The following is a 24,457-nucleotide window of genomic DNA, read 5'->3' on the forward strand; positions in this document are numbered from 1 at the left end:
CCGTGTTGTATGCATTTGCATGGAACGAGCGACGACCTTAGGAGCCACGATGCAGTACGGAATCTTCTCGGTGAGCGACATCACCCGCGACCCGGTCTCGGGTCAGACGCCCAGCGAGGCTGAGCGCATCGACGCGATCGTCAAGATCGCGACCCACGCCGAGGAGGTCGGACTCGACGTCTTCGCCGTCGGCGAGCACCACAACCCGCCGTTCTTCTCGTCGTCGCCCACGACCCTCCTGTCGCACATCGCGGCCCTCACCGAGCGCCTCGTCGTGACGACGTCGACGACCCTGATCACGACCAACGACCCGGTCCGCATCGCCGAGGAGTACGCGATGCTGCAGCACCTGTCGAAGGGCCGCATGGACCTCATGCTCGGTCGCGGCAACACCGGCCCCGTGTACCCGTGGTTCGGGCAGGACATCCGCCAGGGCCTCCCCCTCGCCCTCGAGAACTACAACCTCCTCCACCGGCTGTGGCGGGAGGACGTGGTCGACTGGGAGGGACGCTTCCGCACTCCGCTCCAGGGCTTCACCTCCACGCCGCGACCCCTGGACGACGTGCCGCCCTTCGTCTGGCACGCGAGCATCCGCACGCCCGAGATCGCGGAGCAGGCCGCCTTCTACGGCAACGGCTTCTTCGCGAACAACATCTTCTGGCCGAAGGAGCACTACCAGCGGCTCATCGCGTTCTACCGCGAGCGCTTCGAGCACTACGGCCACGGCACCGCGAAGGAGGCGATCGTCGGGCTCGGCGGTCAGGCCTTCATCGCGAAGAACTCGCAGGACGCCAAGAAGCAGTTCCGCCCCTACTTCAACGAGGCCCCCGTCTACGGCAACGGTCCGACGATGGAGGAGTTCACCGACGCGACCCCGCTCACCGTGGGGAGCCCGCAGGAGGTCATCGACAAGACGCTGACCTTCCGCGAGTGGGCGGGCGACTACCAGCGCCAGCTGTTCCTCATGGACCACGCCGGCCTCCCGCTGAAGACCGTCCTCGAGCAGCTCGACCTGCTCGGCGAGGAGGTCATCCCGGTGCTCCGCAAGGAGACGGAGGCCCGCAAGGACCCGGCGACCCCCGAGGCCCCCACCCACGAGTCGCTCGTGAAGGCGAAGTACGGCGACGCCGCGCCGCGGCAGCCGCGCCCCAACGCCAACCGCGGGGACAACGTGACCGGCGCCTCCCCCTACCAGGACACCGACGAGGAGCTTCGGGCCAGCTACCCGGCCCTCTGACCGCGGCGCACCAAAGCAACGACGACACCAGAAGCAGAAGAAGGACATGAGATGAGCGACACCGATACCGGTTTCGGGCTCGGCACCGAGGGCACCCGGCCGTTCCGGGTCGTGGTGGTCAACGCGGGAGTGAGCGACCCCTCCTCCACGAAGATGCTCGCCGACCGGCTGGCGCTGCGAGTGGAGGCGAACGCCCAGCGCGAGGGCCACACCGTCGAGACGCTGCACCTCGACCTCCGCGAGCTCCTCCCCGAGCTCGGCGCGGCGCTCGCCTCCGGCCACCTCGGCCCGCGTTTCACGCAGGCGGTCGAGGCGCTCCGGACGGCCGACGGCATCATCGCCACCACTCCGGTGTACAAGGCTGAGGCGAGCGGGCTGTTCAGCTCGTTCTTCCAGGTGCTCGACAACGACCTCCTGATCGCGAAGCCGGTGATCCTCGGCGCGACCGCCGGCACCGCGCGGCACGCGCTCGTGGTCGACGGCGAGCTCCGGTCGCTCTTCGCCTTCCTGCGGACGATGACGGTGCCGACGTCCGTGTTCGCGTCGACCGAGGACTGGCAGGACAACGCGCTCGGCAAGCGCATCGACCGCGCAGCCCGCGAGCTCGTCGTGCTGATGGAGTCCGGGATCGAGCGCAAGATCACCGACCGGTCATGGGACAGCTACCAGCACGAGTTCGGATCTGCTGGCGGCAACGAGCTCGGCATCGACCTCGGGTCCGACCTGATGCGCCTCGCAGCTGGAGGGACGCTACCGGCCCAGCGCCCATAGCGGCCGCGCGCTTTCCGCCATGCAACGGGCCCCAGATTCCGGGGCCCGTTTGTCGTCGTGGCGGCTGCCCGGAGCGGTAGGGTGCTCGGTGGACGAGGGAGGTTTCCAGTGGACCTGATCACCGTGCTGCAATGGATCGGCGTGATCGTCTGCGTGGCCCTCGCGCTCAGCGGTCTCGTCCCCGTCGTGGCCGCCGCCGCCACGTTCGTGGTGATCCCTTTCCACGCCTGGATCAACCATTACAAAAAGGCCGCTCCGTACCTCCCGCGGGTCGCGATCATCGTTCCCGCGTGGAACGAGGGTGCGGTCATCGGCGCTTCCATCGATCGCCTCATGAAGCTGGATTACCCGCTGGAGGCGTTGCGCATCTACGTCGTCGATGACGCGAGCACCGACGACACGCCCGATGTCGTGCGGGCGAAGGCAGAGCAGTACCCGGGCAACGTCTTCCTCCTCCGGCGTGACCAGGGCGGTCAGGGCAAGGCGCGCACGCTCAACCACGGCATCGAGCGGGTGCTCGCCGAGGACTGGATGGAGGCGCTCCTCATCATGGACGCCGACGTCATCTACCTTCCCGACTCGCTCCGCCGGATGACGCGCCACCTCGCGGACCCCGAGGTCGGCGCGGTTTCGGCGTACATCCGCGAGGGCAGTCGCGACCGCAACTATCTGACCAAGTTCATCAGCACCGAATACGTGCTGTCGCAGCCGGCCGCGCGACGCGCGCAGAACGTGCTGGGCGCTCAGGCGTGCCTGGCGGGAGGCGCGCAGCTGCATTCCCGCGAGAACCTCGTCGCCCTAGGTGGTCGGGTGGACACCTCCACTCTCGCGGAGGACACGATCACCACATTCGAGACCCAGTTGCACGGTAAGCGCGTCGTCTTCGAGCCGCATGCCCACGTGCTGGCCGAGGAGCCGCGCGCGATCGATGGTCTGTGGAAGCAGCGGCTCCGGTGGGCGCGCGGCAACGTCTCGGTCACCGCGCGGTATGCGAAGATCTGGTTCCGCCCGTCTCGCGTTCACAACCTCGGCGGCTGGTCTTTCGGGATCGTCTGGTTCAGCCTGTGGCTGCTGCCGCTGATCATGATCGCTTCGTCGATCGGTCTCGCCGGGCTGCTCTTCCTGCAGGCTCCGTTCGCCGCTCAGGTCTTCCGCGTGTTGTGGATCTCGGCTGCGCTCGCCTACCTGTTCGTGCTGATCCTCGGATCGGCGACCGATGGGGCGACGACGAGGAAAGAGCTGGGAAGCGTCATCCTGTTCCCGGGCATCATCAACATGATCGTGATGCTGGTCGCGCTGTTCCCGTCGCTCCTCCTGGTGTGGTTGCCGGGCGCCTTCGGTGTGGTGCTCGATGAGTCGACTCTGTTCGCTCTGACGTTGGCGATCTACATCTGGATCCCGTTCTCGATGGTCGGCGCGTGGCTGGCGCGGAGGGCGGAGCGCACTCGCGCCGGCCGCTGGCTGGCTCCCGCGCTGATCTATCTCGCGGGGTACGGGTCCCTGCTCTGCGCCATCACCTTCGACTCGTATCTCAAAGAGCTCGCCGGCGCGGAGGCCCGCTGGGACAAGACCGAGAAGGTCGGCCGGGTCGCGGCGAGCTGAGGCGACCCGCGCGGAAATGACGGGGCCCCGGGCGGCTGCGCGGGGCCCCGTCTCTCTCACGCCTCCGATCGGCGGCGACGCCTCAGCAGGATCGTCACCGCTCCGCCCGCGATGAGGACGAACGCCGCGATCACCAGGACGGGCTTGAGGTCGCTACCCGTGGAGGCGAGCCGACCGGTCCGATCGGTCGCGGTGGGCGCGCTCTTCCCGGCTTCGCTGGTGGCCGCGCCCGACCCGGACGGTGCCTCCGGGTCTACCGAAACAGGCGGGGTTGTCACTTCGGGGTCGACCAGGGCGGGCGGATCCGTGGCCTCCGGCTCAACCGGGGCAGGCGGATCCGTCACCTCTGGGTCAACCGGAGCAGGCGGGTCCGTCACCTCCGGATCGACCGGAAGGGGAACACCCGTGTACCAGCTCGAGTCAGCGGCTTCTAGCGATTCGCCCGAGGCGGCATCGGTCGCGGTGACCGTGACGGTGTTCTCGTATTGACCGGCGATGGCGGTTCCCTCAGCCGTGATCGTGACGCTCTTGCCGGGAGCGAGTGCAGCGATCGTCTCCTGGTGCACCACCGTGCCATCCGGAGTGCGGTCGACGACCTGTAGGTCGGTCAGCGGGACCGTACCCGGGTTCGTGACGCGGTACTCCCACGTCACAGGCGATCCCTCCGGGAGGGACGGCCCGGGGGCCGCCGTGACCGACTGGTCGTTCGTCGTCTTCTCGACCGTGAGGCCTGCTGCCCCGGCGAAGTACCACGACTTCGCAGTCGCACTCACCGTGGCGAGGACGTCGGCGAGATCGTAGGGGTTCTCCGGTACCGCGGTTGCCGTCGCCGTGTTCTCGTACTGCCCGGCGACCGCCTTCCCCGTTGCGGTGAAGGTGCGGGTCTCCCCCGGCCTCAGCACTCCGTTGCCCGGGGTCGTGGTCGTGATGCCTCCGGTGTTGCCGAGGCCGTCGACGAACGAATCCGCTACGGTGACGCTGTCCACGGAAATGTTGCCGGTGTTGGTCACCTCGTAGGTCCAGACGACTTCACTGCCAGAGGCGACGAATGCTCCCGGCGCCTGGTCGTAGCCGACGCCGTTCGTCTTCTTCACCAGCTGGAGCGCCGGCTCGACGGGACCGACGATGGTCGCCTTGTTCGAGGTGATCGACTGTCGCGATCCGCCGACCGTACCCGTGACCACCGCGTCGTTCGCGGCGACGAGCGTGTCGGCCCTGTCTGCGACCGCCGTGGGAGCGATCAGTTCGAAGGTCGCGCCCGCGACGAGCGACGGCATCGTCATGCGGAAGGCTCGGGCGCCGATGGGATCGGAGCTCCAGGTGCCGTTGGTCGCCGTCGTCGCGTCGACCGAGTACTCGACCTTCGCACCGTCGGGCACGCCACTGACCGGACCGCTCAGGGTGACCGGGAACCCGGACGCCCGACCGTCGCCCTTTGCAGGAAGGCGGTCGAACACGGTGAACCCGCCGACCGCGGTCGGAAGCGCATTGCTGACGAAGAGCTGCCACTCGGCTGCTCCCGGGCTGGCGACCCGTGAGACCAGGTTCCATGGTTCGTCCGCGGAGGGCCGCACGAGCTTGCCCAGCATCAGACCTCCGGCGGTCGTCACGACCGAGGATGCCGACGCCGCCGCGATCTGGTCGAGCGCGGGGTTGAAGTCGTAGCGGTCCGCTCCGAACGACCCGGGCGTGTACGACCCGGGTGTCGCCAGGAAAGTCGGATCGGTCGTGTAGGCGAACGACTGCACCGTGGCCGACTGACCGGACGGTGCGTACGCCTGAGGGAGGACGGTGACGGGGATGTCGTACGCGAAGCCCTGCGCCTCGGCGCCGTTCTTCGGCTGACCCGTCAGCCGCAGCGATGCGAGCTCGTCGAAGACGAGGGTCACCACCTGACGGCTCATGCCCGAACCGTCGGCCACCGTGTCTGTGCTGACGCCGACTCCCTTGCCGATGTCGGGCACCCGCACGTTAGTACCCGGCGTGGTGGCGTACGCCCGGCTCGCGCCCGCGTTCGAGTCATAGAAGACGCCCGGCGGCAGGACCACCTTCAACGTCGCGCCCTGGTAGGAGCCTCGCGTCGGGTCCATGTTTGAGATGGTGGCCCGGTACGTCGCGGCCTTGCCGACGGTCAGCGTGGAGGGGCCGCTGACGGTCGTGATGATCGGCACACCGTCGACCGTGGTCGACTCGGCCGTGTCTGTCTTGGTCGCCAGCTGGGCGCCGTCGTCGAGCGTTCCGCTGACGCTGGCCGTATTCGTGAACGTGGTGCTCGAACCCGGCTCCCCCGGCAGCGAGGGCACGTACCCCGTCGTGACGGTCACAGCGGATCCGTTGGGGATGGCTTCGTCCGCGGCGCCCGGCGACAGCACGACCCGCCACCCGGTCAACCGGTCGCCGGCAGGCAGCGTGAGCACGTTCGAGAACGGGGCGAGGTTCATCCCGACCGACCCCGTGTTCTGCACCGTGACGCGCAGATCTTGGCTGGAACGGAATCCCGCGCCATAGGTCTGGAACGTCGGCTGGCTGGTCGAGGTGTACTCGAGCCGGAACGGCACGTCCGCCCGAGCGGCGGTCGGGTTGAACAGGACCGCGAGCTTGTAGACGTCGTTGTGGGCGAAGAACTCCGCCGTCGCGGGGTCGGAGCCGGCGGCATCGGTCACGACCATGGTGCCGGCCTTCTGGCTGTCGATGCTGTTGAGGAACGAAGCGACCACACCGTTGGTGGCGACGTAACGGCCGTTGAGGTAGGTCTGAGTCTTCGCGCCCGCTGCGTTGTCGGCGTATTTCGCGATGCCGAACGCCTTGCCGCTGAAGTCGTCCCGGACGGCCGGCGCCTGAACCGAGGCGGTCGCCTCGGGCCCGGCGTTCCCCGCATGGTCTGCCACACGCAGGACGACGGTGTTGAGGGGCGGCGGCGTCTTGTCGGGGAAGGTCGAGGTCGGGTAGCTCACCGACAGCGAGAGTGCCCGGCCGGTCGGGTCGAGGGGAGGCGCGCTCGGCCCGTAGGGGGTGCCCGCGCGCTCCCAGACAGCCGTCTGCCCGGTCTCCGGAGTGCCGGTGATGCTCCATTCGCCGCCGACCGCTCCGACCGAGGAGCCGGTGATCCGCGCGCCGACGGGGAAGGAATCGGTGAGTCGCTGTGACCAGGTCGTGAAGGAGGACTGGTCCGTCGTGCTGATGTTGAAGTAGTACGTGACGTCGCGGTTGTTGGAGTTGGGGATGACCGTCGCCGTCTTCTGAGCGGCGTACGAGAGCGCTCCGGTGACCTTCGTCCGCGCGGTCGCCTTCGGCGTCCCCCCGCCCGGCGTTCCCGTCCCGCTCACCGACGTCTGGAACACGGTGGACGCGTCCTTCACCGAGTTGTCGGTCTGCGTGACGGAGAAGACGAACGACACAAGCGGCCGGTCGAGCGCGGTCAGAGTGAAGGTCACCCTGTTCTGAGCGGCGTCGTACTCGGCGGAGGCCACGGGTGAGGTCCCTCCGGTCGGAACGGAGTCGAACGCGACGCCATCGGGAAGGTCGGCTGACAGGGTGATGCCGGTGACGGGAGCCGTCGAGGCGGACGGCGCGGCCACACTGACGTTGTACGTGTAGGGCGCCCGGACCGGCACGCTCTCGGGTGCGGCGATGCCGACCGTGTAGTCGGCCGAGGATGCCGCGTGTGCGGGGGCGCTGACGGCGACGACCGCGCCGATGCTGAGCAGCACGGCGAGGAACGACGCGAGCAGACGATGGAGTCGCATGGAGTTTCTTTCTGGCAGGGGATCGCAGATCGCTTAAACATACTGCATCTGACATTTTTTACCAGAGCTTTTAAACTCTGACAGCCAAGTTTTTTACACGTTACCCTTTAGATTTCAGTGCTATATCGAGCACACTGAGTCGAAAGGCACAACCACATGAAGACAAGACGCGTGATCATCGGCACGGGAGTGGCCATCGCCCTCGCTTGCGGAAGCGTGACCCCGGCATTGGCGGCACCGGCCCACCTCCTGGCGGCGACTCCGGACTCCGCGCCGCCGGATGCGGTCCTCACCCAGCTCGCGCAGACGGTGACCCCGACGATCCGCCCCGGAGGCACGGGCAAGTTCACAGTCCGGATCAGTTCCCCGATGCAGGCGGTCGGCCTGAAGTACACGATCACCGCGCCGACGGGCACGACCTTCGAATCGGGCAAGCGTGAGTGGAAGAGCAGCAGGGGTACCAGTGGTTCGCAGACCCATCCGCTGTCCGCGGACAAGCGCACCCTGACCCTCGATGTCCCGGCGTACACGGTCTATGGCCCCGATGGGTGGGTCGACGACACGTACACTCTGAGATCCGATGCGGCGAACCCTGCAACGGGACCGGTGGGCGGTGGGCTGATCACGGTCACCGGCGGCAACATCATCAGCGCGGGCACGACTGCCCCGATCGGATACACCGCGACGAAGACCCTGCTCGAACAGGTCGCGAGTCCGAGCCTGGCGCCTGGCGCGACGGGGAATATCACCTTCCGCTTCTACCCCAACGGGCAGATCGGCACCGTCTACACCCTGACCGCACCGACGGGAACGATCTGGGCATCGACCGCGCGCAGCTACAAGACGAGCGACGGCAAGACCGGGGCCGGCATTCAGCCCACCCTGTCGGCTGACAAGCGCACCCTGAGCCTCGTGGGTACGGGGTGGGGCACCCCGGCCGACGGGTGGATCGAAGACACCTACCAGCTCACCTCACTACCGGGGAACACCTCCTCCGGTCTCATCTGGGACGGGGCGCTGGCCGTCATCGGCGGCGCCGCGATCGTCCCCGGAACCACCATCCCGGTTTCCTACATCTCGACCTACGACGCCCCGAAACCCGTGGGCGTGACGCTCTCCGCGCCGGCGGCCGGTGCGGTCATCACGGACACCAAGCGGCCGGTCTTCTCCGGAAAGGGCCAGCCAGGTGCCACGGTCACGATCACCGACAACGCCGGGGGCCAACTCGCCAGCACGGTCGTCGCCGCGGGAGGCACCTGGTCGGTCGTCTCCTCGAAGGATCTGTACAACGGCGCCTACGCGGGTGTCGTGACACAAGACGTCGACAGCTCCACTGCCGCCTACGTCTTTCGCGTCGAGGTGCCTGACAACGACAAGCCCGCCGACATCACCGCGGGGACGGCCGGAAACGGGACCGCGAAAGCGGGCACCACCGTTGACGCCCCGATCAGCTTCACGAACACCTCCGGAAAGGACCTGTTCCAAGGGAAGATCACGTTCACCGCACCGACCGGCACGAAGTTCGCCGCCCAGCAGAGCGTCCCGCTCGACTGGCGCGTCGCCGGTTCCGGCGGCGGGTTCACCCGGTGGTCGGAGGCCGACTGCCAGGTCGAGTCGATCAGCGCCGACGGACGCACGATGACCTGCACGGTCTCGCCCACAACCGCCGGGTGGAACAACGGCAACGAATTCCGCTGGTCCCCGAAGGTGGCGATCGACGCCTCCACCGGGTCGGGACCGGCCGTGATCAGCGCTCGAGCCGAGTTCGGCACGGCCTCGGTGACCAACACCTTCCGGATCGACGTCACCGCCGTCTCGGTCGCCCCGGTCGCACTGACGGCTCCGACCTTCGGCGGGACCATTCAGGCGGCCCAGCCCCTGTTCGAGGGGACCGGGCAGCCCGGCGCCACGATCGAGGTCAAGGGCAGCAGCGGCCGGACCCTCGCTTCCGGGACTGTGGAGGCGAACGGGCACTGGTCCGCGACATCCACGATCGCTCTCGGCACGGGCCGTTACATCGGCACAGTCACGCAGACCGCCGGCACCCACTCGAGCACGGCCGGGTTCGACTTCACCGTCGTCAAGCCGACGACTCCGCCGGCGCTCACCTCGCCCGCAATCGGCGGGAAGACCGCGGAGACGAGGCCGACGTTCACCGGTACCGGCCACCCGGGTGCGAGCATCGCAGTCAAGGGCAGTTCCGGACGTGTGCTGGCGACCGCCACCGTGAGCACGGCGGGGACCTGGAGCGCCGCCTCCACGCTTGAGCTGGCACCGGGCCGCTACGTCGGCACGATCACCCAGGACGTGGGCGGCCAGACCAGCCAGGTGCCCTTCGACTTCACGATCCCCCACCCGCTCGTGCTGACCTCGCCGCAGCTCGGCGCCACGATCAAGGAGCTCACCCCGACGTTCACCGGAACAGGTGAGCCGGGCGCGTCGATCGAGATCCGGGGCAACTCCGGAACCGTCATCGCCAACACCACGGTCGGAGCCGACACCAAGTGGGCAGCGACCTCGAAGATCACCCTCTTCGAGGGCCGCTTCATCGGCACCGTGACACAGGACGCGGGCGGAGTGAAGACGCAGACGCCCTTCGACTACACGATCAAGAAGTAGCGCCCCCAAAACGCGAAGAGGCCCCGGATCAGTCGATCCGGGGCCTCTTCCGCGCCGCGCGCCTCCTGGGCCCGTTCATTACTCGGGCTGGTGCGGCACCGCGGCCACGATCCGAGCGGTCCGCTCGGCTCCCGCGGGAGTCGTGAACGCAATCGTCTCACCGACGCGGTGGCCGTCGACCGCTGAGCCGAGCGGACTGCCGAGCGAGACGACGCGCTCGCCCCGGAGGATGTCGCGCTCGCCGAGGACGAAGGTGTCGGTCGTCCCGTCGTCGAAGTGCAGCCCGACCGTCATCCCCGCCTCCACCAGCCCGTCATCGGCTCTCTCGGCGGTGTCTGCGTTCTGGATGAGCTTCCGCAGGTGCAGCAGGCGTACCAGTTGGGCTTGGGTGTGCTCGCGGGGAGTGGCCTCGAGCTGGTCGCGCTCTCTCTCGAGCGCACGGAGGGCTTCGCTCGCCATCCAGACCGTGCCGTGTCCTGCGTCACTTGTCGTGCTCCTCGTCATCAGTTTCCTCACTCTCGATAGGCATCCGGGATCCCGGACACGCGGGTACGGGAAGGAGCCCCGGACCGTTCGGCCCGGGGCTCCTCCTGGATGGTTCGGTTACTTCTTGATGGTGTAGTCGAACCCGGTCTGGCTCTTCATGCCGCCGGCATCCTGGTTGACCGTGCCGATGAAGCGGCCCTCGAACAGCTCGATCGTGGAGACGGCGGTCCAAGTGCCGTCGTCGCCCACCGTGGCGGACGCGATCAGCTTGCCGGAGTTGCCCTTGACCTCGATCGCGGCGCCGGGCTCACCGGTTCCGGTGAAGATCGGGGTGAGCTCGGAGACGGTCCCGCCCATCGCCGGCGAAGTCAGCGCGACCGGGGTCGCCTCCTTGACGATGTTGTAGTCGAACGAGACCTTGCTGATCTCGCCGCCGGCATCCTGCTTGACGGTGCCGATGAAGCGGCCGAGGTAGAGCTCGATCGTCGACGTGGCCGTCCACTTTCCGTCCGCGCCGACCGTGGCCTTCGCGACCGTCCGACCGGTGCTGCCGATGACCTCGATGCTCGCACCGGGGTGGCCCTTGCCCGTGAAGGTCGGGAACAGGTCGGTCGTCTTGCCGCCGATCGCCGGGGAGGTCAGCGTGAGCGGCGCGATCTGGACATCCTTGACGATGCTGTAGTCGAAGCCGACCGAGCTGACGTTGCCGTCAATGGTCTGGTTGACCGTGCCGACGTAGCGCCCGTTACCCAGCGCGACGGTGGAAGTGGCGCTCCAGTCACCCGCGCCGGTCACGGTCGCGGTCGCGATGACGCGACCGGTGCTGCCCTTGACCTCGATGAGCGCGCCCGGGTGACCCTTACCGGTGAAGACGGGGTTGGACGCCTGGGTGGTGCTGCCGATCGCGGGGGAGGTCAGAGAGACCGTGACGATGTCGGCCTTCTCGGCGGTGTAGGAGACGGTGGCCTTGAGGCCATTCGCCACCGCGTTGCCCGCGGTGAACTCGAACGACCCGTCAGCGACCGAACCGGTGCGCGTGTTGCCCTTATCGGACACGAGCTGGACCGTGTGCTCCCGGACGATGCTGGCATCCACCGCATAGGTGGGGTAGTTCACCGTGAGGGTCTTCTTGTCCGCCGAAAGCACACCGGTCAGTGAACCGGTGGCCTTGTTCCCGTTGACGTGCTTCCACGCGACCTGGTTGGAGGCGAAGGTGGTACCGGACGGGGCGGTGACCACGAACGTCGAGCCGGACGGGGACTTGATGTCGTTCGGGTTGGTCAGGGTCACGGTCGCGGAACCCGTCTGGCCGGGCTTCAGCGTCGGCGCGGCCGTCTGAGCGAGCGTCATGTCGGCAACCGCGTTGTAGGAGATGGTCGCCTTCAGACCGTTGGCCACCGCGCTGCCGGCGGTGAACTCGAACGAACCGTCCGAGACGGCACCGGTACGGGTGTTGCCCTTGTCCGAGGTCAGCTGGACCGTGTGCTCACGGATGACGCTGGCGTCCACGATGTAGCCGGAGGCATCCACCGTGAGGGTCTTTTTGTCCGCCGAAAGCACACCGGTCAGTGAACCGGTCGCCTTGTTCCCCTTGACGTGCTTCCACGCGACCTGGTTGGAGGCGAATGTCGTACCCGACGGCGCCGTGACCACGAACGTCGAGCCGGACGGGGACTTGATGTCGTTCGGGTTGGTCAGGGTCACGGTCGCGGAACCCGTCTGGCCGGGCTTCAGCGTCGGCGCGGCCGTCTGAGCCAGCGTCATGTCGGCAACCGCGTTGTAGGAGACGGTCGCCTTGAGGCCGTTCGCCACCGCGTTGCCCGCGGTGAACTCGAACGAACCGTCCGAGACCGAACCAGTTCGCGTGTTGCCCTTGTCGGACACGAGCTGGACCGTGTGCTCCCGGATGACGCTGGCGTCCACGATGTAACCGGACGCATCCACCGTCAGGGTCTTCTTGTCCGCCGAGAGCGTGCCGGTCAGCGAGCCACTCGCCTTGTTACCGTTAACGTGCTTCCAGGCGACCTGGTTGGAGGCGAAGGTGGTACCCGACGGCGCCGTGACCACGAACGTCGAGCCCGACGCGGACTTGATGTCATTCGGGTTGGTCAGGGTGAGCGTCGCGGCACCGGTCTGGCCCGGCTTCAGAGTCGGCGCGGCCGTCTGAGCGAGCGTCATGTCGGCAACCGCGTTGTAGGAGATGGTCGCCTTCAGACCGTTGGTCACCGCGCTGCCGGCGGTGAACTCGAACGAACCGTCCGAGACGGCACCGGTACGGGTGTTGCCCTTGTCCGAGGTCAGCTGGACCGTGTGCTCGCGAATGATGCTGGCATCCAGCGCGTAGCCCTTGACATCCAGCGTGAGGGTCTTCTTGTCCGCCGAGAGGACACCGATGACCAAGGTGCCGGAGGCCTTGTTCCCGTTCACGTTCTTCCAGTCGACCAGATTGGAGGCGAACGTCGTTCCGGACGGCGCCGTCACCACGAAGGTCGAACCGCCGCTGGTGGCGGTCGCATCGGGGTTGGTCAGGGTGAGCGTCGCGGCACCGGTCTGGCCGGGCTTCAGAGTCGGGGTGGCCGTCTGAGCCAGCGTCATCGACGCCGCATCGGCCGTGATGGCGGCCGGCTGGACGCCCGCCTCGAGCATCGGCGCCGGCGCGGCGAGCGCGGGCGTCGCGGTGCCGCAGGCGAGGGCGATGGCTACGCCCGCGCTGACGATCACGTTGCGCGTTTTCATGTGGGATTACCTTTCGGGTCGAGAGCGAACGCGGGGTGGTCGTCGCTCACGGGGTGGGATTCGGCGGGTGCCGCAGGGAGGGCGCGTCACATTCGGGGTGATCGGCCGGGTTCGAGTATATCAGCTGATGTTTCAGAACACTAAATTCTGCACATACTTTCATTTCTTGTTGAGCTGCCGCTCTCCCGGACTGCATCGAGTACCGTTGACCCGTGAAACTCCGCGGCCTCACCCAGAGCATCGAGACGTCCGAGCTGACCGCGGAGGCCGACGACGCGGGCTCGGCACGCGCGCTGATCGAGGCGCAGGTACCGGAGGGGTACGAGCTGGTGCAGGTGCACAACTCCATGCCCCGCGGGGGTCGGGTGATCGCCAAGGGCCTCGTCCGGGCTTCGGCCATCGAGGAGATCGAGGCGGAAGGTTCCGACTACTTCACGGCGCGCGAGGCGCTCAAAGCCGCTGTACCCGAGGGCCGGCGGCTCGTCACGATCGTCGTCGCACAGGACGCGTAGCTACGCGTTAAGCGTCAGACGCCGCGCCCGCGCCGCCGACGACGAACGGCTGATCCGCCGCCTCCTCCAGCAGCGGCCAGAGCAGCCTCCCCTGCCGTGGGGACCGGGAGGCGCGCGTCACCGGAGCATGCACCGGGCGCCCCTTCGTCCATTCCGCGGGACCGAGGTGGTCGCCGCCCGAGACATCCGGGTCGAGCACCGCCCGGACGGGCGCCCACGCGCCGTGGTCCTTGCCCTGCGTCCACGCCGCCTGAAGGTTGTCGGCGAAGCGTTTCGCCCGTGACGGCTGGTTCACCCCGCGGATGCCGGGCGTGCGGCCCGAGGTCGAGTAGCCCGGGTGCACCACGATGCTAGCTGCGCCGGAACGAGCCGCCCGCAGCCTCCGGTCGAGCTCGAAGCCGGCCACCTGGGCGGCGATCTTCGAGCGGGAGTACGCCCGCCATGCGGTGTAGGAGCGTTCGAGCTGGAGGTCGTCGGGGTGCAGCCTCCCGAGCCTCGACGCGAGAGAGCCGAGCCAGACGACACGGGCCCCGGGGGTCGCTTCAAGCACGGGGAGGCTCCGCGCGACGAGCCGGAAGTGGCCGAGGACGTTCGTCGAGAGCACGAGCTCGTTGCCGTACTCGTCGGTGGCGCGCTTGCGCGGCGGATGCACCATGCCGGCGTTCAGGACGAGCGCGTCGACGCGCCCGAGTTCGAGCAGCGAGTCGGCTGCGGCGTCGATGGAGGGGCGGGACGTCACGTCGAGCGGCATCGCGGTCACGTTCGCGCCCCGGACCCGGCGGCGCACCGCGGCGATCGCCGCCTCCGCGCGCTCCTGGTCACGGCAGGCGAGAATGACTCGGGCCCCGGCGCCCGCGAGCTGCTCTGCCGTGAAGTACCCGACGCCCGCATTGGCGCCGGTGATCACGACCGTGCGGCCGTGGGCGTCGGGCAGCCCGGACGGATCCCAGGGCATGTGCTACCGGCCGTTCTCGGTGGCGATGCGCTCGTGGTGGTGGATGACCTCGGCCACGATGAAGTTCAAGAACTTCTCGGCGAACGCGGGGTCGAGGTGGCTCTCCTCGGCGAGAGCGCGGAGCCGGGCGATCTGCTCCTTCTCCCGCTCCGGGTCAGCGGGAGGCAGGCCGTGCTCCGCCTTGAGGGCACCGACCTGCTGCGTGAACTTGAACCGTTCGGCGAGCATGTGGATGACCGCGGCGTCGATGTTGTCGATGCTCTGGCGGATGCTCCGGAGGCGCTCGAGCGCGGCCTCCGTGTCCTCGTTCTCGGGCATGGACCGAGACTACCGGTTCAGCCGGACCCGGCCCGTCGATACGGTGGAGGCATGACCTCCCGCGACCTCACGCACCCCCTGGACGAGACCTCCGCGAGCGAGCTGGCCGCCGCGGGGCTGCGACTGGCGCTGGTCGACCTCGCGGACCGGGAGGCTTTCGATGCCTGGCTCCGCGCCGACATGCGCGGCTTCCACGGGAGGCAGCCGTCCGCCGAGGTGCTTGAGGAGGCCCGCGCCAACATGGGCGACCGCCGCACTACCGGCGTCTACGACGAGTCCGTCCCCTCGCGCGAGCCGGTGGGCACCGTCAACGCGTGGACGGCACCGCTCACCGTGCCGGGCGGCGCGCGCATCGGCTCGTGGGCGATCAGCTCGGTCACGGTCGCTCCGACGCACCGTCGCCGCGGGATCGCGCGGGCGCTCCTCGGCGCGGAGCTGCGGACCGCGAAGGCCCTGGGCCTGCCGCTCGCGATCCTCACCGTCTCCGAGTCGGTCATCTACGGGCGGTGGGGCTTCGGCCCGGCGACATTCGCGAGCGAGTGGAGGGTCGACACCAAGCGCGTGCGCTGGGCCGGACCCGACACCGTCGGACGCCTGTCGTTCACCACGCCGGAGGAGTTCGGCGAGACCGGTACCCGCGTGCTCGACGCCGTCATGGCGGGGAGGCACGGCGAGATCGGCCTGACCCCGTACCTCGCGAAGCGGCTCGTCGGTCCGCTGGCTGGCGACCCCGACAGCGATCGCGCTCGGCTCGTGCGGTACGACTCACCCGACGGCGAACCGGAGGGCTTCGTCGCCTACTCGGTGAAGGACGGCGACGACTTCGTGAAGCACAAGGTGGAGGTCCGGCACCTCGCCGCCTCCACCGACCGAGCGCTGGTCGCCCTCTGGCGCTTCCTGCTCGAGCTCGACCTCGTCTCGGAGGTGCACATCCACACCCGCGGCGTCGACGAGCCGTTGCCTGCGCTGGTCCACGACGTGCGCGGCGCGCAGGTGGCGTCGGTCGAGGATCACCTCTACGTCCGCGTGCTCGACGTCCCTGCCGCCCTGGAGGCGCGCGCCTACGAGCGCGACGGCTCGCTCGTCCTCGATGTCGACGATCCGCAGGGCTTCGCCGCCGGTCGCTACCGGCTGTCGGTGAGCGACGGCAGGGCTTCGGTCACGCCGACGGACGATGCTCCGGACGTCACGCTGCCCGTCGCCTCCCTCGGGAGCGTCTACCTCGGGCACGACATCGCGCGGTCGCTCGCCGTGGCCGGCCGCATCCGCGGCGACTGGGAGGCGCTCGACCGGCTGTTCCGGACGGCCGTCCCTCCCCGCCTCAGCACCTGGTTCTGAGGGGGCGGGCGGCACCGACCGTCTCGCGCGGCTCGAGGTGCTCGTAGATGCTGCTGACACGCCGCGGCCGCTCATCGAGGTGCTCGTAGCTGCTGCCGACACGCCGACCGGGACTGCAACTGCGAGCACCTCGAGGGAGGGACCAGGAGGGGCGGGAGGGACGCGCCTCCGAGCGTCGGACAGCGAGCTCGGCGCCGGTCGCGCCTCCGCTCAGTCGATCAGGTCGTGGCGCACGACGATCTCGTCGCGGGCCGGGCCGACGCCGATCGCCGAGATGCGGGCGCCCGACATGCGCTCGAGCGCGAGGACGTAGTCGCGGGCGTTCGCGGGGAGCTCGTCGAAGCTGCGGGCGCCGCTGATGTCCTCGGTCCAGCCGGGGAACTCCTCGTAGATCGGCTTCGCGTGGTGGAAGTCGCTCTGCGACGCGGGGACCTCGTCGTGGCGGACGCCGTCGACGTCGTAGGCGACGCACACCGGGATGCGCTCGATGCCGGTCAGCGTGTCGAGCTTGGTGAGCACGAAGTCGGTCACGCCGTTGATGCGGGCCGTGTAGCGGGCCACGGGCGCGTCGTACCAGCCGGTGCGGCGCGGACGCCCCGTGGTGGTGCCGAACTCGAAGCCGCGCTCGCGGAGGAACTCGCCCCACTCGTCGAACAGCTCCGTCGGGAACGGTCCGGCGCCGACGCGGGTCGTGTACGCCTTGACGATGCCGATCACGCGGTCGATGCGGTTCGGGCCGATGCCCGAGCCGGTGGCCGCGCCTCCCGCCGTCGAGTTGGAGGAGGTGACGAACGGGTACGTCCCGTGGTCGACGTCGAGCATGGTCGCCTGGCCGCCCTCGAACAGCACGTACTTGCCCTCCTCGAGGGCCTGGTGCAGCAGGAGGGACGAGTCGACGACCATGGGCCGCAGCCGCTCGGCGTAGCTCAGCAGGTCTTCGACGATCTCGTCGACGCCGATCGCGCGGCGGTTGTACACCTTGACCAGGAGGTGGTTCTTCTGGTCGAGCGCCCCCTCCACCTTCTGGCGGAGGATGTTCTCGTCGAAGAGGTCTTGGATGCGGATGCCCACGCGGTTGATCTTGTCGGCGTAGGTCGGGCCGATGCCGCGCCCGGTGGTGCCGATCTGGCGCTTGCCCAGGAAGCGTTCGGTGACCTTGTCGATCGTGCGGTGGTACTGGGTGATGACGTGCGCGTTCGAGCTCACCTTGAGCCGCGAGACGTCGACGCCGCGTGCGATCAGGCCGTCGAGCTCGTGGAACAGCACCTCGAGGTCGACGACGACGCCGTTCGCGATGACGGGCGTGACACCCTCGGTCAGGATGCCCGACGGAAGGAGGTGCAGCGCGTACTTCTCGTCGCCGACGACGACCGTGTGGCCGGCGTTGTTGCCGCCGTTGAACTTGACGACGAAGTCGATGCGGCTGCCGAGGAGGTCGGTCGCCTTCCCCTTGCCTTCGTCACCCCACTGGGCGCCGATGATCACGATCGCGGGCACTGTTCGGTCCTCTCGATGACTGGAACACGACCGGCGCCACGCGGACGACCGTCGCACTCGATCCTATCGCGAACCCTTAACTTTCACAGCGGTGTGCAAGAACGGTGTACGATAGAGGCATGCCCACCCCCTCCACCCGCGCTCCCCGACGCGACGCGACCGCCAACCGGGAGGCGATCCTCGCGGCGGCCGCCGAGGCCCTCAACGAGGACATCGACGCCTCCCTCGAGGCGATCGCCGCACGCGCCGGCCTGAGCCGCCGCGCCATCTACGGGCACTTCGCGAACCGCGACGAACTGCTCGTCGACGTCTTCACCCGCGGGGCCCGGCGCCTCGCCGCCCTGCTCGACCCCGTGTCGCACCCGGATGCCCGGGTCGAGATCGCCCTCTTCGGCGCCACGCTGTGGGCCGAGGTCGAGCACATCCGGGTGAGCGCCGCCCTGGCGGTCCGCGGGCCGCACCGGGCGATGGTCGGCAGCGCCCTGGACCCGGCCCGCTCCCGGCTGCGCGAGACCGTCCGGCGCGGGATGTCCGCGGGCGAGATCCGCACCGACCTCGAGGGCGAGACGGTGACCCGGCTGATCGAGAGCGCCGCGGTCTCCGTGCTCGACGAGGCGACGCGGGCCGGGTTGTCGGACCGGGAGGGACACCGGCTGGTCATGCTCGCCGCCCTGTCGGCAGCGGGAATGGGCTGGCGCGAAGCGGGGGCCCTGATCGAGGCGACTCCCGACCTGGCTTTCGAGACGATCCAGGGTCAGCGGTCGCACGGGGAGGTGCCCGCGCGATGAGGATCGAGCTCCAGAGCGTGGCCAAGGGGCCGCGCGAGGCGTCGCTGCCCGCGACGACCGCCTCCTATCGCACCGGCGAGGCCACTCTGGCCCGCGCCGAGACCGAGCAGCGGCCGACCGTGCTGGGGCTCATCGCCTCCGGGCGGATGCGGCCCGACTCCGGGCGGGTGACCATAGACGGCGCGAGCGACGCCGGCGCCATCCGGAGGCGCGTCGCTCTGGTCGACGCCCCCGGCGTCTCCGAGCCGGCCGACGACGTGTCGGTGGCCGGGATCGTCGCCGAGGAGCTGATGTTCGCCGGTCGCGGTTCGCACCCGATCGCCGTGCGCCGACGGCTCGCCGAGCTGGGCGCCTCCGAGTGGGCGCGCCACGGCATCGGGACGGTGCCTCCCACCGTGCGCATCCGGCTGCTGTGCGAGCTCGCGCTCATGCGCAAGGGCGTGGAGGGGCTGGTGCTCGTCTCGCCCGACCGTCACGGCGGCGACCCGGTCGAGTGGTGGCAGTTCGCCCGCGAGCTCGCCGGCCGCGGCATCGCCGTGCTCGTCATCGCGGGCGACGCGTCCGCGGCGGCGATCGCCGCCGCCTCCCCGGTATCCCGGCTCGACGAAGCCGGGCCCTCCCCCGTGGATGATGAGCCCGGCCGCGACGACACCGACGAGCTCCCCGACCTGATCGTGCAGAACATGCAGAACATGCAGAACGCAGGGAACGAATGAAGATCCCCCAGATGATCGCGGCGGAGTTCCGCCGCCTCACCGCCAGCCCGATGTCGATCGTGGCGCTCATCGCACTGATGTGCGTGCCCGTGCTCTACGGCGGCCTCTATCTCTGGGCGAACCAGAACCCGTACGCGAACCTCGACAAGGTGCCCGCGGCGATCGTCGTCGACGATTCCGGGGCGACCGTCGACGGCAAGACGGTCCACTACGCGAGCGACGTCGCGGACCGCCTCGTGAAGGACGGCGCGTTCCAGTGGCACCGGGTGTCCGCCTCCCGGGCGTCCACCGGTGTCCGCAACGGCGATTACGACTTCAGCATCACGTTCCCTTCCGACTTCTCCCGATCGCTCGCCTCCGCTTCGAGCTCCGATCCGCATCGCGCGGTCGTGACGTTGACCACGAACGACACCAACAGCTACCTCTCCTCGACGATCGGCTCCCAGGCCACCGAGAAGATCCGTGTCACGATCGCAGCGGAGGTCAACGAGAAGGCGGCGAAGCAGTTCCTGGTCGGACTCGCCGACGTGCGCTCGAATCTCGCCGCCGCCTCCAGCGGCGCAGCGCAGCTCGTCGACGGGAGCGCCTCGGCGCAATCCGGCGCGACCCAGCTCGCCGATGGCACGGAGCAGCTCGCGTCGGGATCCGAGGAGCTCTCGTCGAAGCTCGGCGACCTGGCGGCCGGGGCGCAGCAGGTGAGCGACGGCGCCGCGCAGGTCGCGGCGGGGAACGAGCAGCTCGCCGCCAAGACGCACCAGGCCGCCCAGTCGTCGGCTCAGCTCGCCGCGCAGGCGCCCGTCACCGGGCAGCAGCTGATGCAGCAGCTCGCCGCCTCCGGTGCCAGCCCGACCGTGCTCGCGGAAGTCCAATCGGCGCTCGGTGACATCTCGAACCAGGTCCAGTCCGGAAACGCGCAGATCCAGTCGGCGGTCGGCCAGGTCGACCAGCTCGCAGCGGGGGCTGACAAGGTCTCCGCGGGTGCCGCGCAGGTCGCCTCCGGGGCGAGCAGCGCCCACGCGGGGGCGGAGCAGCTCTCCTCCGGCGCCGAGAGCGCTGCGAGCGGGGCCGCGCAGTTGCGGGACGGCCTGACGAACCTGCACCAGGGAACCGTCCAGTTGCACGACGGGCTCGCGAAGGGCGTCCAGCAGATCCCGGACAACTCGCCGACCGTTCAGACCAAGCAGGCGTCGACGATCGCGAAGCCGGTCGACCAGGCGACCGACTCGCTCACCTCGGCCGGGACATACGGCGCCGGGCTCGCCCCCTTCTTCGTCGCACTCGCGGCGTGGATCGGCATCTACGCGCTGTTCCTCATCGTCAAGCCCGTGTCGCGGCGCGCGATCACGGCGCTGCACTCCCCCGTCAAGATCACGCTCGCCGGCTGGCTCACCCCGGGCCTGCTCGGCGCGGTGCAGATGATCGGGCTGTTCGCGATCGTCTCGGGCGCGCTCGGCTTCCGGGTCGAAAACCCTCTCGGGATGTACGCACTGATGGGACTCGCCTCCGTGACGTTCGCGGCCATCATCCTCGCGCTCAACGTCTGGCTGGGCAGCGTGGGGCAGTTCCTCGGACTGGTGCTGATGGTGCTGCAGCTGGTGACGGCGGGAGGGACGTTCCCGTGGCAGACCCTCCCCGGACCCCTCGCCGCGCTGCACCACGTGCTCCCCATGTCGTTCGCGGTCGACGGCATACGGCAGGTGATGTACGGCGGCAGCCCCGCCGCCGCGTGGTCGGACGCCGGCGTGCTCGCCGTGTGGATGCTCGGCGCGCTGCTCGTGGCGCTGATCGGGGTGACGCGGATGACGCACTTCCGGACGCTGCGCGACCTGCGGCCGTCGCTGATCGGCTGAGCGGCGGGGCGGCGGGCGGTCGGGCGGTCGGGCGGTAAATGCGCACTCGTGGGACAAATGCGCACCGGCGCCGACGTGCTGCTGTCCCACGAGCGCGCAGTCGGGAAGCGCGAGCGGCGGAAGGAGCGGCGGAGCGAGCGGCGGAGCGAGCGGCGGAGCGAGCGGCGGAGGGAGCGGCGGGGCGCATTCGCGGATTCGCCCCTGTCCGGCGCGGCGGCGCACCGTTAGGGTGGCGCTGACGGCGACGGCATCCGAGACGAGGAGGACACCATGGCGGATCTCGAGACCCAGGCCGCGATCTCTCAAGCACGGGAGGCGGCGAGCGCGGCCAGCTACGACATCCAGAAGCTCCCGGAGGATTCGATCGAGCGCCAGGCGCTGCACAACCTCCTCACCGCGGTCGACTTCCTCATCCAGGCGGTCGACGCCGACGACACCGAAGGGTGACGCGGGCCGGCCGCCGCGGCGCCGCCGCGCGCGTGCCGGTGGCCGGCGCTAGGGTGGCGGCGTGACCGCCTCCCTGAGCATCCTGCACCTCTCGGACACCCACCTGTACGGCGACGGCCGGCTGCATTACGGCATCGTCGACACGCTGGGGAACCTCGACCGGGTGCTGGCGCGCGCCTCCACCGCCGAGCGCCTCGATGCGGTGGTGCTCTCGGGTGACCTGTCCGATGACGGGAGCGCTGCCTCCTACCGGCTGCTGAAGGCGACGATCGAGCCCTGGGCGGCCGAGCGCGGAGCCGAGGTCGTGTACGCCATGGGCAACCACGACGGCCGGGAGGGTTTCGAGGAGGTGCTCGGCGCGCGCGAGAGCGTGCGGACGGTCCGCGGGTTCCGGATCGTCACGGTCGACACGTCCGTTCCCGGCGCCGGTTACGGGAGGGTCGACTCGGCTCAGCTGGAGCGCCTGCGGTCGGCCCTCGCCGAGCCCGCCGAGCAGGGGTCCGTCGTCGTGCTGCATCATCCGCCGGTGATGCCGACGACCGCGCTGTTCGACTCGCTCCGGCTGATCGGCCCGGAGCCTCTGCTTGAGGTGTGCAGCGCGGCCGACGTGCACGCCATCCTTTGCGGGCACTACCACCATTCGCTCGTCACCCGCGCGGGAAGCGCCCGCATCCCGGTCGTAGTCGGGCCGGCCGTCGCCAACACGACCGACATCCTGTGGCCGCCGCCGCACGAACGCGCGGTGCGCGGCGCCTCCTTCTCGGTGGTTCAGGTGGAGGCCGGAGGCGAGGTGCGGGCGCATGCGGTCTCCGCCCCTGCCCCCGACGACGGGCAGACCGTGTACGACCTCGACGCCGCGGCCGTGGAACGCATCGCCGCCGACTCCGGATGGGGCGGCCGGTGAGCCAGGCGGGATACTCGGGGACGCCCCTCCACAAGAAGCTCGGCCTGAAACCGGGCATGCGGGTGCAGCTGCTGCACGCGCCCGAGGGCTGGCGCCTCCCGCTCGACGGCGCCCCCGAACCGGATTGGGTGACGGAGGGACCGGCCGACCTGATCGTCGCGTTCTACCGGGATGCGGCGTCGTACCTCGCCGAGCTCGACGCCCTGGGTGAGCGGATCCGGCCGGCCGGGATGCTCTGGGCCGCATGGCCGCGCAAGGCCGCGGGGCACGTCAGCGACCTCGACGAGAACACGATCCGAGCCGCGGCGCTCGATCGCGGCCTGGTCGACGTGAAGGTCGCCGCCATCGACACGGACTGGTCGGGGCTGAAGATCGTGTGGAGGCGCGAGAACCGCTGACTACGCGGTGCCTCCGGCGCCGGCCACGCCCGCGCCGCCGCCCCCGAACACGTGCTGCCGCACCCACGCGTGCATCGCGACCGCGGCCGCGGCAGACGCGTTGATGGACCGCGTCGACCCGAACTGAGCGATCTCGACGACCGCGTCCGCCGCGGCGAGCGCCGGTTCGGACAGGCCCGGTCCCTCCTGGCCGAACAGGAGGACGCACTCCCGCGGCAGGTCGAAGGTCTCGATGAGGACCGAGCCGGGCACGTTGTCCACAGCCACGATCGGCAGGCCGGCACTGCGCGACCAGGCGACGAACGACTCCACATCGTCATGGTGGACGACATGCTGGTAGCGGTCGGTGACCATGGCACCGCGCTTGTTCCAGCGGCGCCGCCCGATGATGTGGACGGTATCGGCGGCGAAGGCGTTCGCACTGCGGACGATCGAGCCGATGTTCATGTCGTGCTGCCAGTTCTCGATTGCGACATGAAAGGGGTGACGATGCTCGTCGAGGTCGGCGACGATCGCCTCCATCCGCCAGTAGCGGTAGCGGTCGATCACGTTCCGGGTGTCGCCGTGACGCAGCAGCTCGGGGTCGTAGTGCGGATCGTCCGGCCACTCGCCCGGCCACGGTCCGACCCCGTGCGTCGTGCGCTCGTGCGTCGGCGTCGGCTCGGGCTGGTCCACCCCGTCAGCGTAGCGGGCGCTCCGGCGGCTCACCGGCGGCGTTCGACCGTTCCCCAGGAGTCGCTGGAACAGTAGGGGGGTGACCGATCGACCCCCAGCCGGCCTGCGCCGCCGGCGCACGCGGGTGATCGTCTCCGGCAGCCTCCTCCTGGCGCTCGTCGTCATGGGGGTGTGCGCCGCGCTCGTCTCGACGGGCATCATCTGGCCCAACCGGGTGTTCGCCGCGGCCTACCCCGTGCGCGGCATCGACGTGTCGAGCTACCAGGGCCGGATCGACTGGCCGGTCCTCGCCTCCCGCGGGGTCGACTTCGCGTTCATCAAGGCGACCGAGGGGTCGACGGATCGCGACGAGCGGTTCGAGGCGAACTGGGCGGCCGCGCGGAAGACATCCCTCGTGGTCGGCGCCTACCACTTCCTCAGCTTCGACAGCCCCGGGCAGACCCAGGCGCGCAACATCATCCGGACGGTGCCCGCGCAGGCGGGAACGCTGCCCGTCGCCATCGACGTGGAGCTGTACGGGCGGTATCTGGGCTCGCCTCCCTCCCGGGAGCGGGTGACGGGCGTCCTGGTGCCGCTCGTCCAAGCGATCCGCGCTCACTACGGTGTCGCGCCGATCCTGTACGCGACAGGCGACGCGTATGCCCGCTACCTCGCGGGCGCCTTCCCCGACGACCCCGTGTGGATCCGCTCGATCGCGGTGCCTCCCACCCTCCCGCAGGCGCGCGCGTGGGCGTTCTGGCAGTACTCGGACCACGACCGCCTCCCCGGGTATTCGGGTCCCGAACCGTTCATCGACCGCAACGTGTTCGCGGGCACCCGCCAGCACCTCGACGCCCTGCTCCAGCACGGCGCGCCCTAAGCT

General features: G+C 69.5%; 20 protein-coding genes. 13 read left to right on the forward strand and 7 right to left on the reverse strand.

The window, feature by feature from the left end; genetic code table 11:
• Positions 1 to 49: 49 nt before the first annotated feature.
• The 3 genes from FPT20_RS14750 to FPT20_RS14760 all read left to right on the forward strand — a co-directional run bounded on the left by FPT20_RS14750 (position 50) and on the right by FPT20_RS14760 (position 3,610).
• Entirely contained in the window at positions 50 to 1,237 is a 1,188-nt protein-coding gene (locus tag FPT20_RS14750; RefSeq protein WP_158866604.1) for an LLM class flavin-dependent oxidoreductase, read from the forward strand.
• A gap of 51 nt (positions 1,238 to 1,288) precedes the next feature.
• Complete coding sequence (locus FPT20_RS14755; protein WP_158866607.1) at positions 1,289 to 2,008, forward strand: CE1759 family FMN reductase; 720 nt, start codon at positions 1,289 to 1,291, stop codon at positions 2,006 to 2,008.
• Positions 2,009 to 2,131: 123 nt separating this feature from the next.
• Positions 2,132 to 3,610 (forward strand): glycosyltransferase family 2 protein, encoded by a 1,479-nt coding sequence (locus tag FPT20_RS14760; RefSeq protein ID WP_158868247.1) that lies wholly within the window; start codon positions 2,132 to 2,134, stop codon positions 3,608 to 3,610.
• A gap of 56 nt (positions 3,611 to 3,666) precedes the next feature.
• Here FPT20_RS14760 and FPT20_RS14765 read toward each other — a convergent pair whose 3' ends face one another.
• Entirely contained in the window at positions 3,667 to 7,356 is a 3,690-nt protein-coding gene (locus FPT20_RS14765) for a DUF7507 domain-containing protein (protein ID WP_158866610.1), read from the reverse strand.
• Between the two features lie 156 nt (positions 7,357 to 7,512).
• Between FPT20_RS14765 and FPT20_RS14770 the strand changes: the two genes are divergently transcribed.
• Positions 7,513 to 9,975, forward strand: coding sequence for an Ig-like domain-containing protein (locus FPT20_RS14770; RefSeq protein ID WP_158866613.1), 2,463 nt, complete (start codon positions 7,513 to 7,515; stop codon positions 9,973 to 9,975).
• A gap of 78 nt (positions 9,976 to 10,053) precedes the next feature.
• On the opposite strand, the gene FPT20_RS14775 is transcribed toward FPT20_RS14770, so the two are convergent.
• Both FPT20_RS14775 and FPT20_RS14780 read right to left on the reverse strand, forming a co-directional pair.
• Positions 10,054 to 10,479 carry a GreA/GreB family elongation factor gene (locus tag FPT20_RS14775; RefSeq protein WP_158866616.1) on the reverse strand — a complete coding sequence of 142 codons (426 nt, stop codon included), beginning with the start codon at positions 10,477 to 10,479 and terminating at the stop codon, positions 10,054 to 10,056.
• Between the two features lie 99 nt (positions 10,480 to 10,578).
• Positions 10,579 to 13,197, reverse strand: coding sequence for an Ig-like domain-containing protein (locus FPT20_RS14780; RefSeq protein ID WP_158866619.1), 2,619 nt, complete (start codon positions 13,195 to 13,197; stop codon positions 10,579 to 10,581).
• Between the two features lie 212 nt (positions 13,198 to 13,409).
• On the opposite strand from FPT20_RS14780, the gene FPT20_RS14785 reads away from it, so the two are divergent.
• Complete coding sequence (locus FPT20_RS14785; RefSeq protein ID WP_158866622.1) at positions 13,410 to 13,709, forward strand: hypothetical protein; 300 nt, start codon at positions 13,410 to 13,412, stop codon at positions 13,707 to 13,709.
• A 7-nt stretch (positions 13,710 to 13,716) separates the two neighbouring features.
• On the opposite strand, the gene FPT20_RS14790 is transcribed toward FPT20_RS14785, so the two are convergent.
• Entirely contained in the window at positions 13,717 to 14,664 is a 948-nt protein-coding gene (locus FPT20_RS14790) for an SDR family NAD(P)-dependent oxidoreductase (protein ID WP_158866625.1), read from the reverse strand.
• A gap of 3 nt (positions 14,665 to 14,667) precedes the next feature.
• A complete protein-coding gene (locus FPT20_RS14795; RefSeq protein WP_158866630.1) occupies positions 14,668 to 14,982 on the reverse strand; it encodes a chorismate mutase in 315 nt (104 codons plus the stop codon).
• 51 nt (positions 14,983 to 15,033) lie between these two features.
• On the opposite strand from FPT20_RS14795, the gene FPT20_RS14800 reads away from it, so the two are divergent.
• Positions 15,034 to 16,320: a GNAT family N-acetyltransferase gene (locus FPT20_RS14800; RefSeq protein ID WP_158866633.1), complete on the forward strand. Its 1,287-nt coding sequence runs from the start codon at positions 15,034 to 15,036 to the stop codon at positions 16,318 to 16,320.
• Between the two features lie 210 nt (positions 16,321 to 16,530).
• On the opposite strand, the gene FPT20_RS14805 is transcribed toward FPT20_RS14800, so the two are convergent.
• The gene (locus FPT20_RS14805) at positions 16,531 to 17,817 is read right to left on the reverse strand and encodes an adenylosuccinate synthase (RefSeq protein WP_158866636.1); all 1,287 of its coding nucleotides are present in this window, start codon (positions 17,815 to 17,817) and stop codon (positions 16,531 to 16,533) included.
• A 119-nt stretch (positions 17,818 to 17,936) separates the two neighbouring features.
• Here FPT20_RS14805 and FPT20_RS14810 point away from each other — a divergent pair, with 119 nt between their 5' ends.
• From FPT20_RS14810 to FPT20_RS14830, 6 genes are all read left to right on the forward strand, one after another.
• Positions 17,937 to 18,605: a TetR/AcrR family transcriptional regulator gene (locus tag FPT20_RS14810; RefSeq protein ID WP_158866639.1), complete on the forward strand. Its 669-nt coding sequence runs from the start codon at positions 17,937 to 17,939 to the stop codon at positions 18,603 to 18,605.
• Complete coding sequence (locus FPT20_RS14815; protein WP_158866642.1) at positions 18,602 to 19,321, forward strand: hypothetical protein; 720 nt, start codon at positions 18,602 to 18,604, stop codon at positions 19,319 to 19,321. Before FPT20_RS14810 ends, FPT20_RS14815 begins: the two co-directional genes overlap by 4 nt.
• Positions 19,318 to 21,171 (forward strand): YhgE/Pip domain-containing protein, encoded by a 1,854-nt coding sequence (locus tag FPT20_RS14820; RefSeq protein WP_158866645.1) that lies wholly within the window; start codon positions 19,318 to 19,320, stop codon positions 21,169 to 21,171. Before FPT20_RS14815 ends, FPT20_RS14820 begins: the two co-directional genes overlap by 4 nt.
• 270 nt (positions 21,172 to 21,441) lie before the next feature.
• Complete coding sequence (locus tag FPT20_RS17890; RefSeq protein ID WP_199245837.1) at positions 21,442 to 21,618, forward strand: hypothetical protein; 177 nt, start codon at positions 21,442 to 21,444, stop codon at positions 21,616 to 21,618.
• A gap of 61 nt (positions 21,619 to 21,679) precedes the next feature.
• A complete protein-coding gene (locus FPT20_RS14825) occupies positions 21,680 to 22,522 on the forward strand; it encodes a metallophosphoesterase (protein WP_158866648.1) in 843 nt (280 codons plus the stop codon).
• Positions 22,519 to 22,920: a DUF3052 domain-containing protein gene (locus FPT20_RS14830; RefSeq protein WP_233265552.1), complete on the forward strand. Its 402-nt coding sequence runs from the start codon at positions 22,519 to 22,521 to the stop codon at positions 22,918 to 22,920. Before FPT20_RS14825 ends, FPT20_RS14830 begins: the two co-directional genes overlap by 4 nt.
• On the opposite strand, the gene FPT20_RS14835 is transcribed toward FPT20_RS14830, so the two are convergent.
• The gene (locus FPT20_RS14835; RefSeq protein WP_158866654.1) at positions 22,921 to 23,595 is read right to left on the reverse strand and encodes a TrmH family RNA methyltransferase; all 675 of its coding nucleotides are present in this window, start codon (positions 23,593 to 23,595) and stop codon (positions 22,921 to 22,923) included.
• 79 nt (positions 23,596 to 23,674) lie between these two features.
• On the opposite strand from FPT20_RS14835, the gene FPT20_RS14840 reads away from it, so the two are divergent.
• Positions 23,675 to 24,454: a GH25 family lysozyme gene (locus FPT20_RS14840; protein ID WP_233265553.1), complete on the forward strand. Its 780-nt coding sequence runs from the start codon at positions 23,675 to 23,677 to the stop codon at positions 24,452 to 24,454.
• The last annotated feature ends 3 nt before the right edge of the window (positions 24,455 to 24,457 follow it).

This window comes from Leifsonia sp. AG29 (genome assembly GCF_009765225.1).
In the GTDB taxonomy this organism is placed as follows: Bacteria; Actinomycetota; Actinomycetes; order Actinomycetales; family Microbacteriaceae; genus Leifsonia.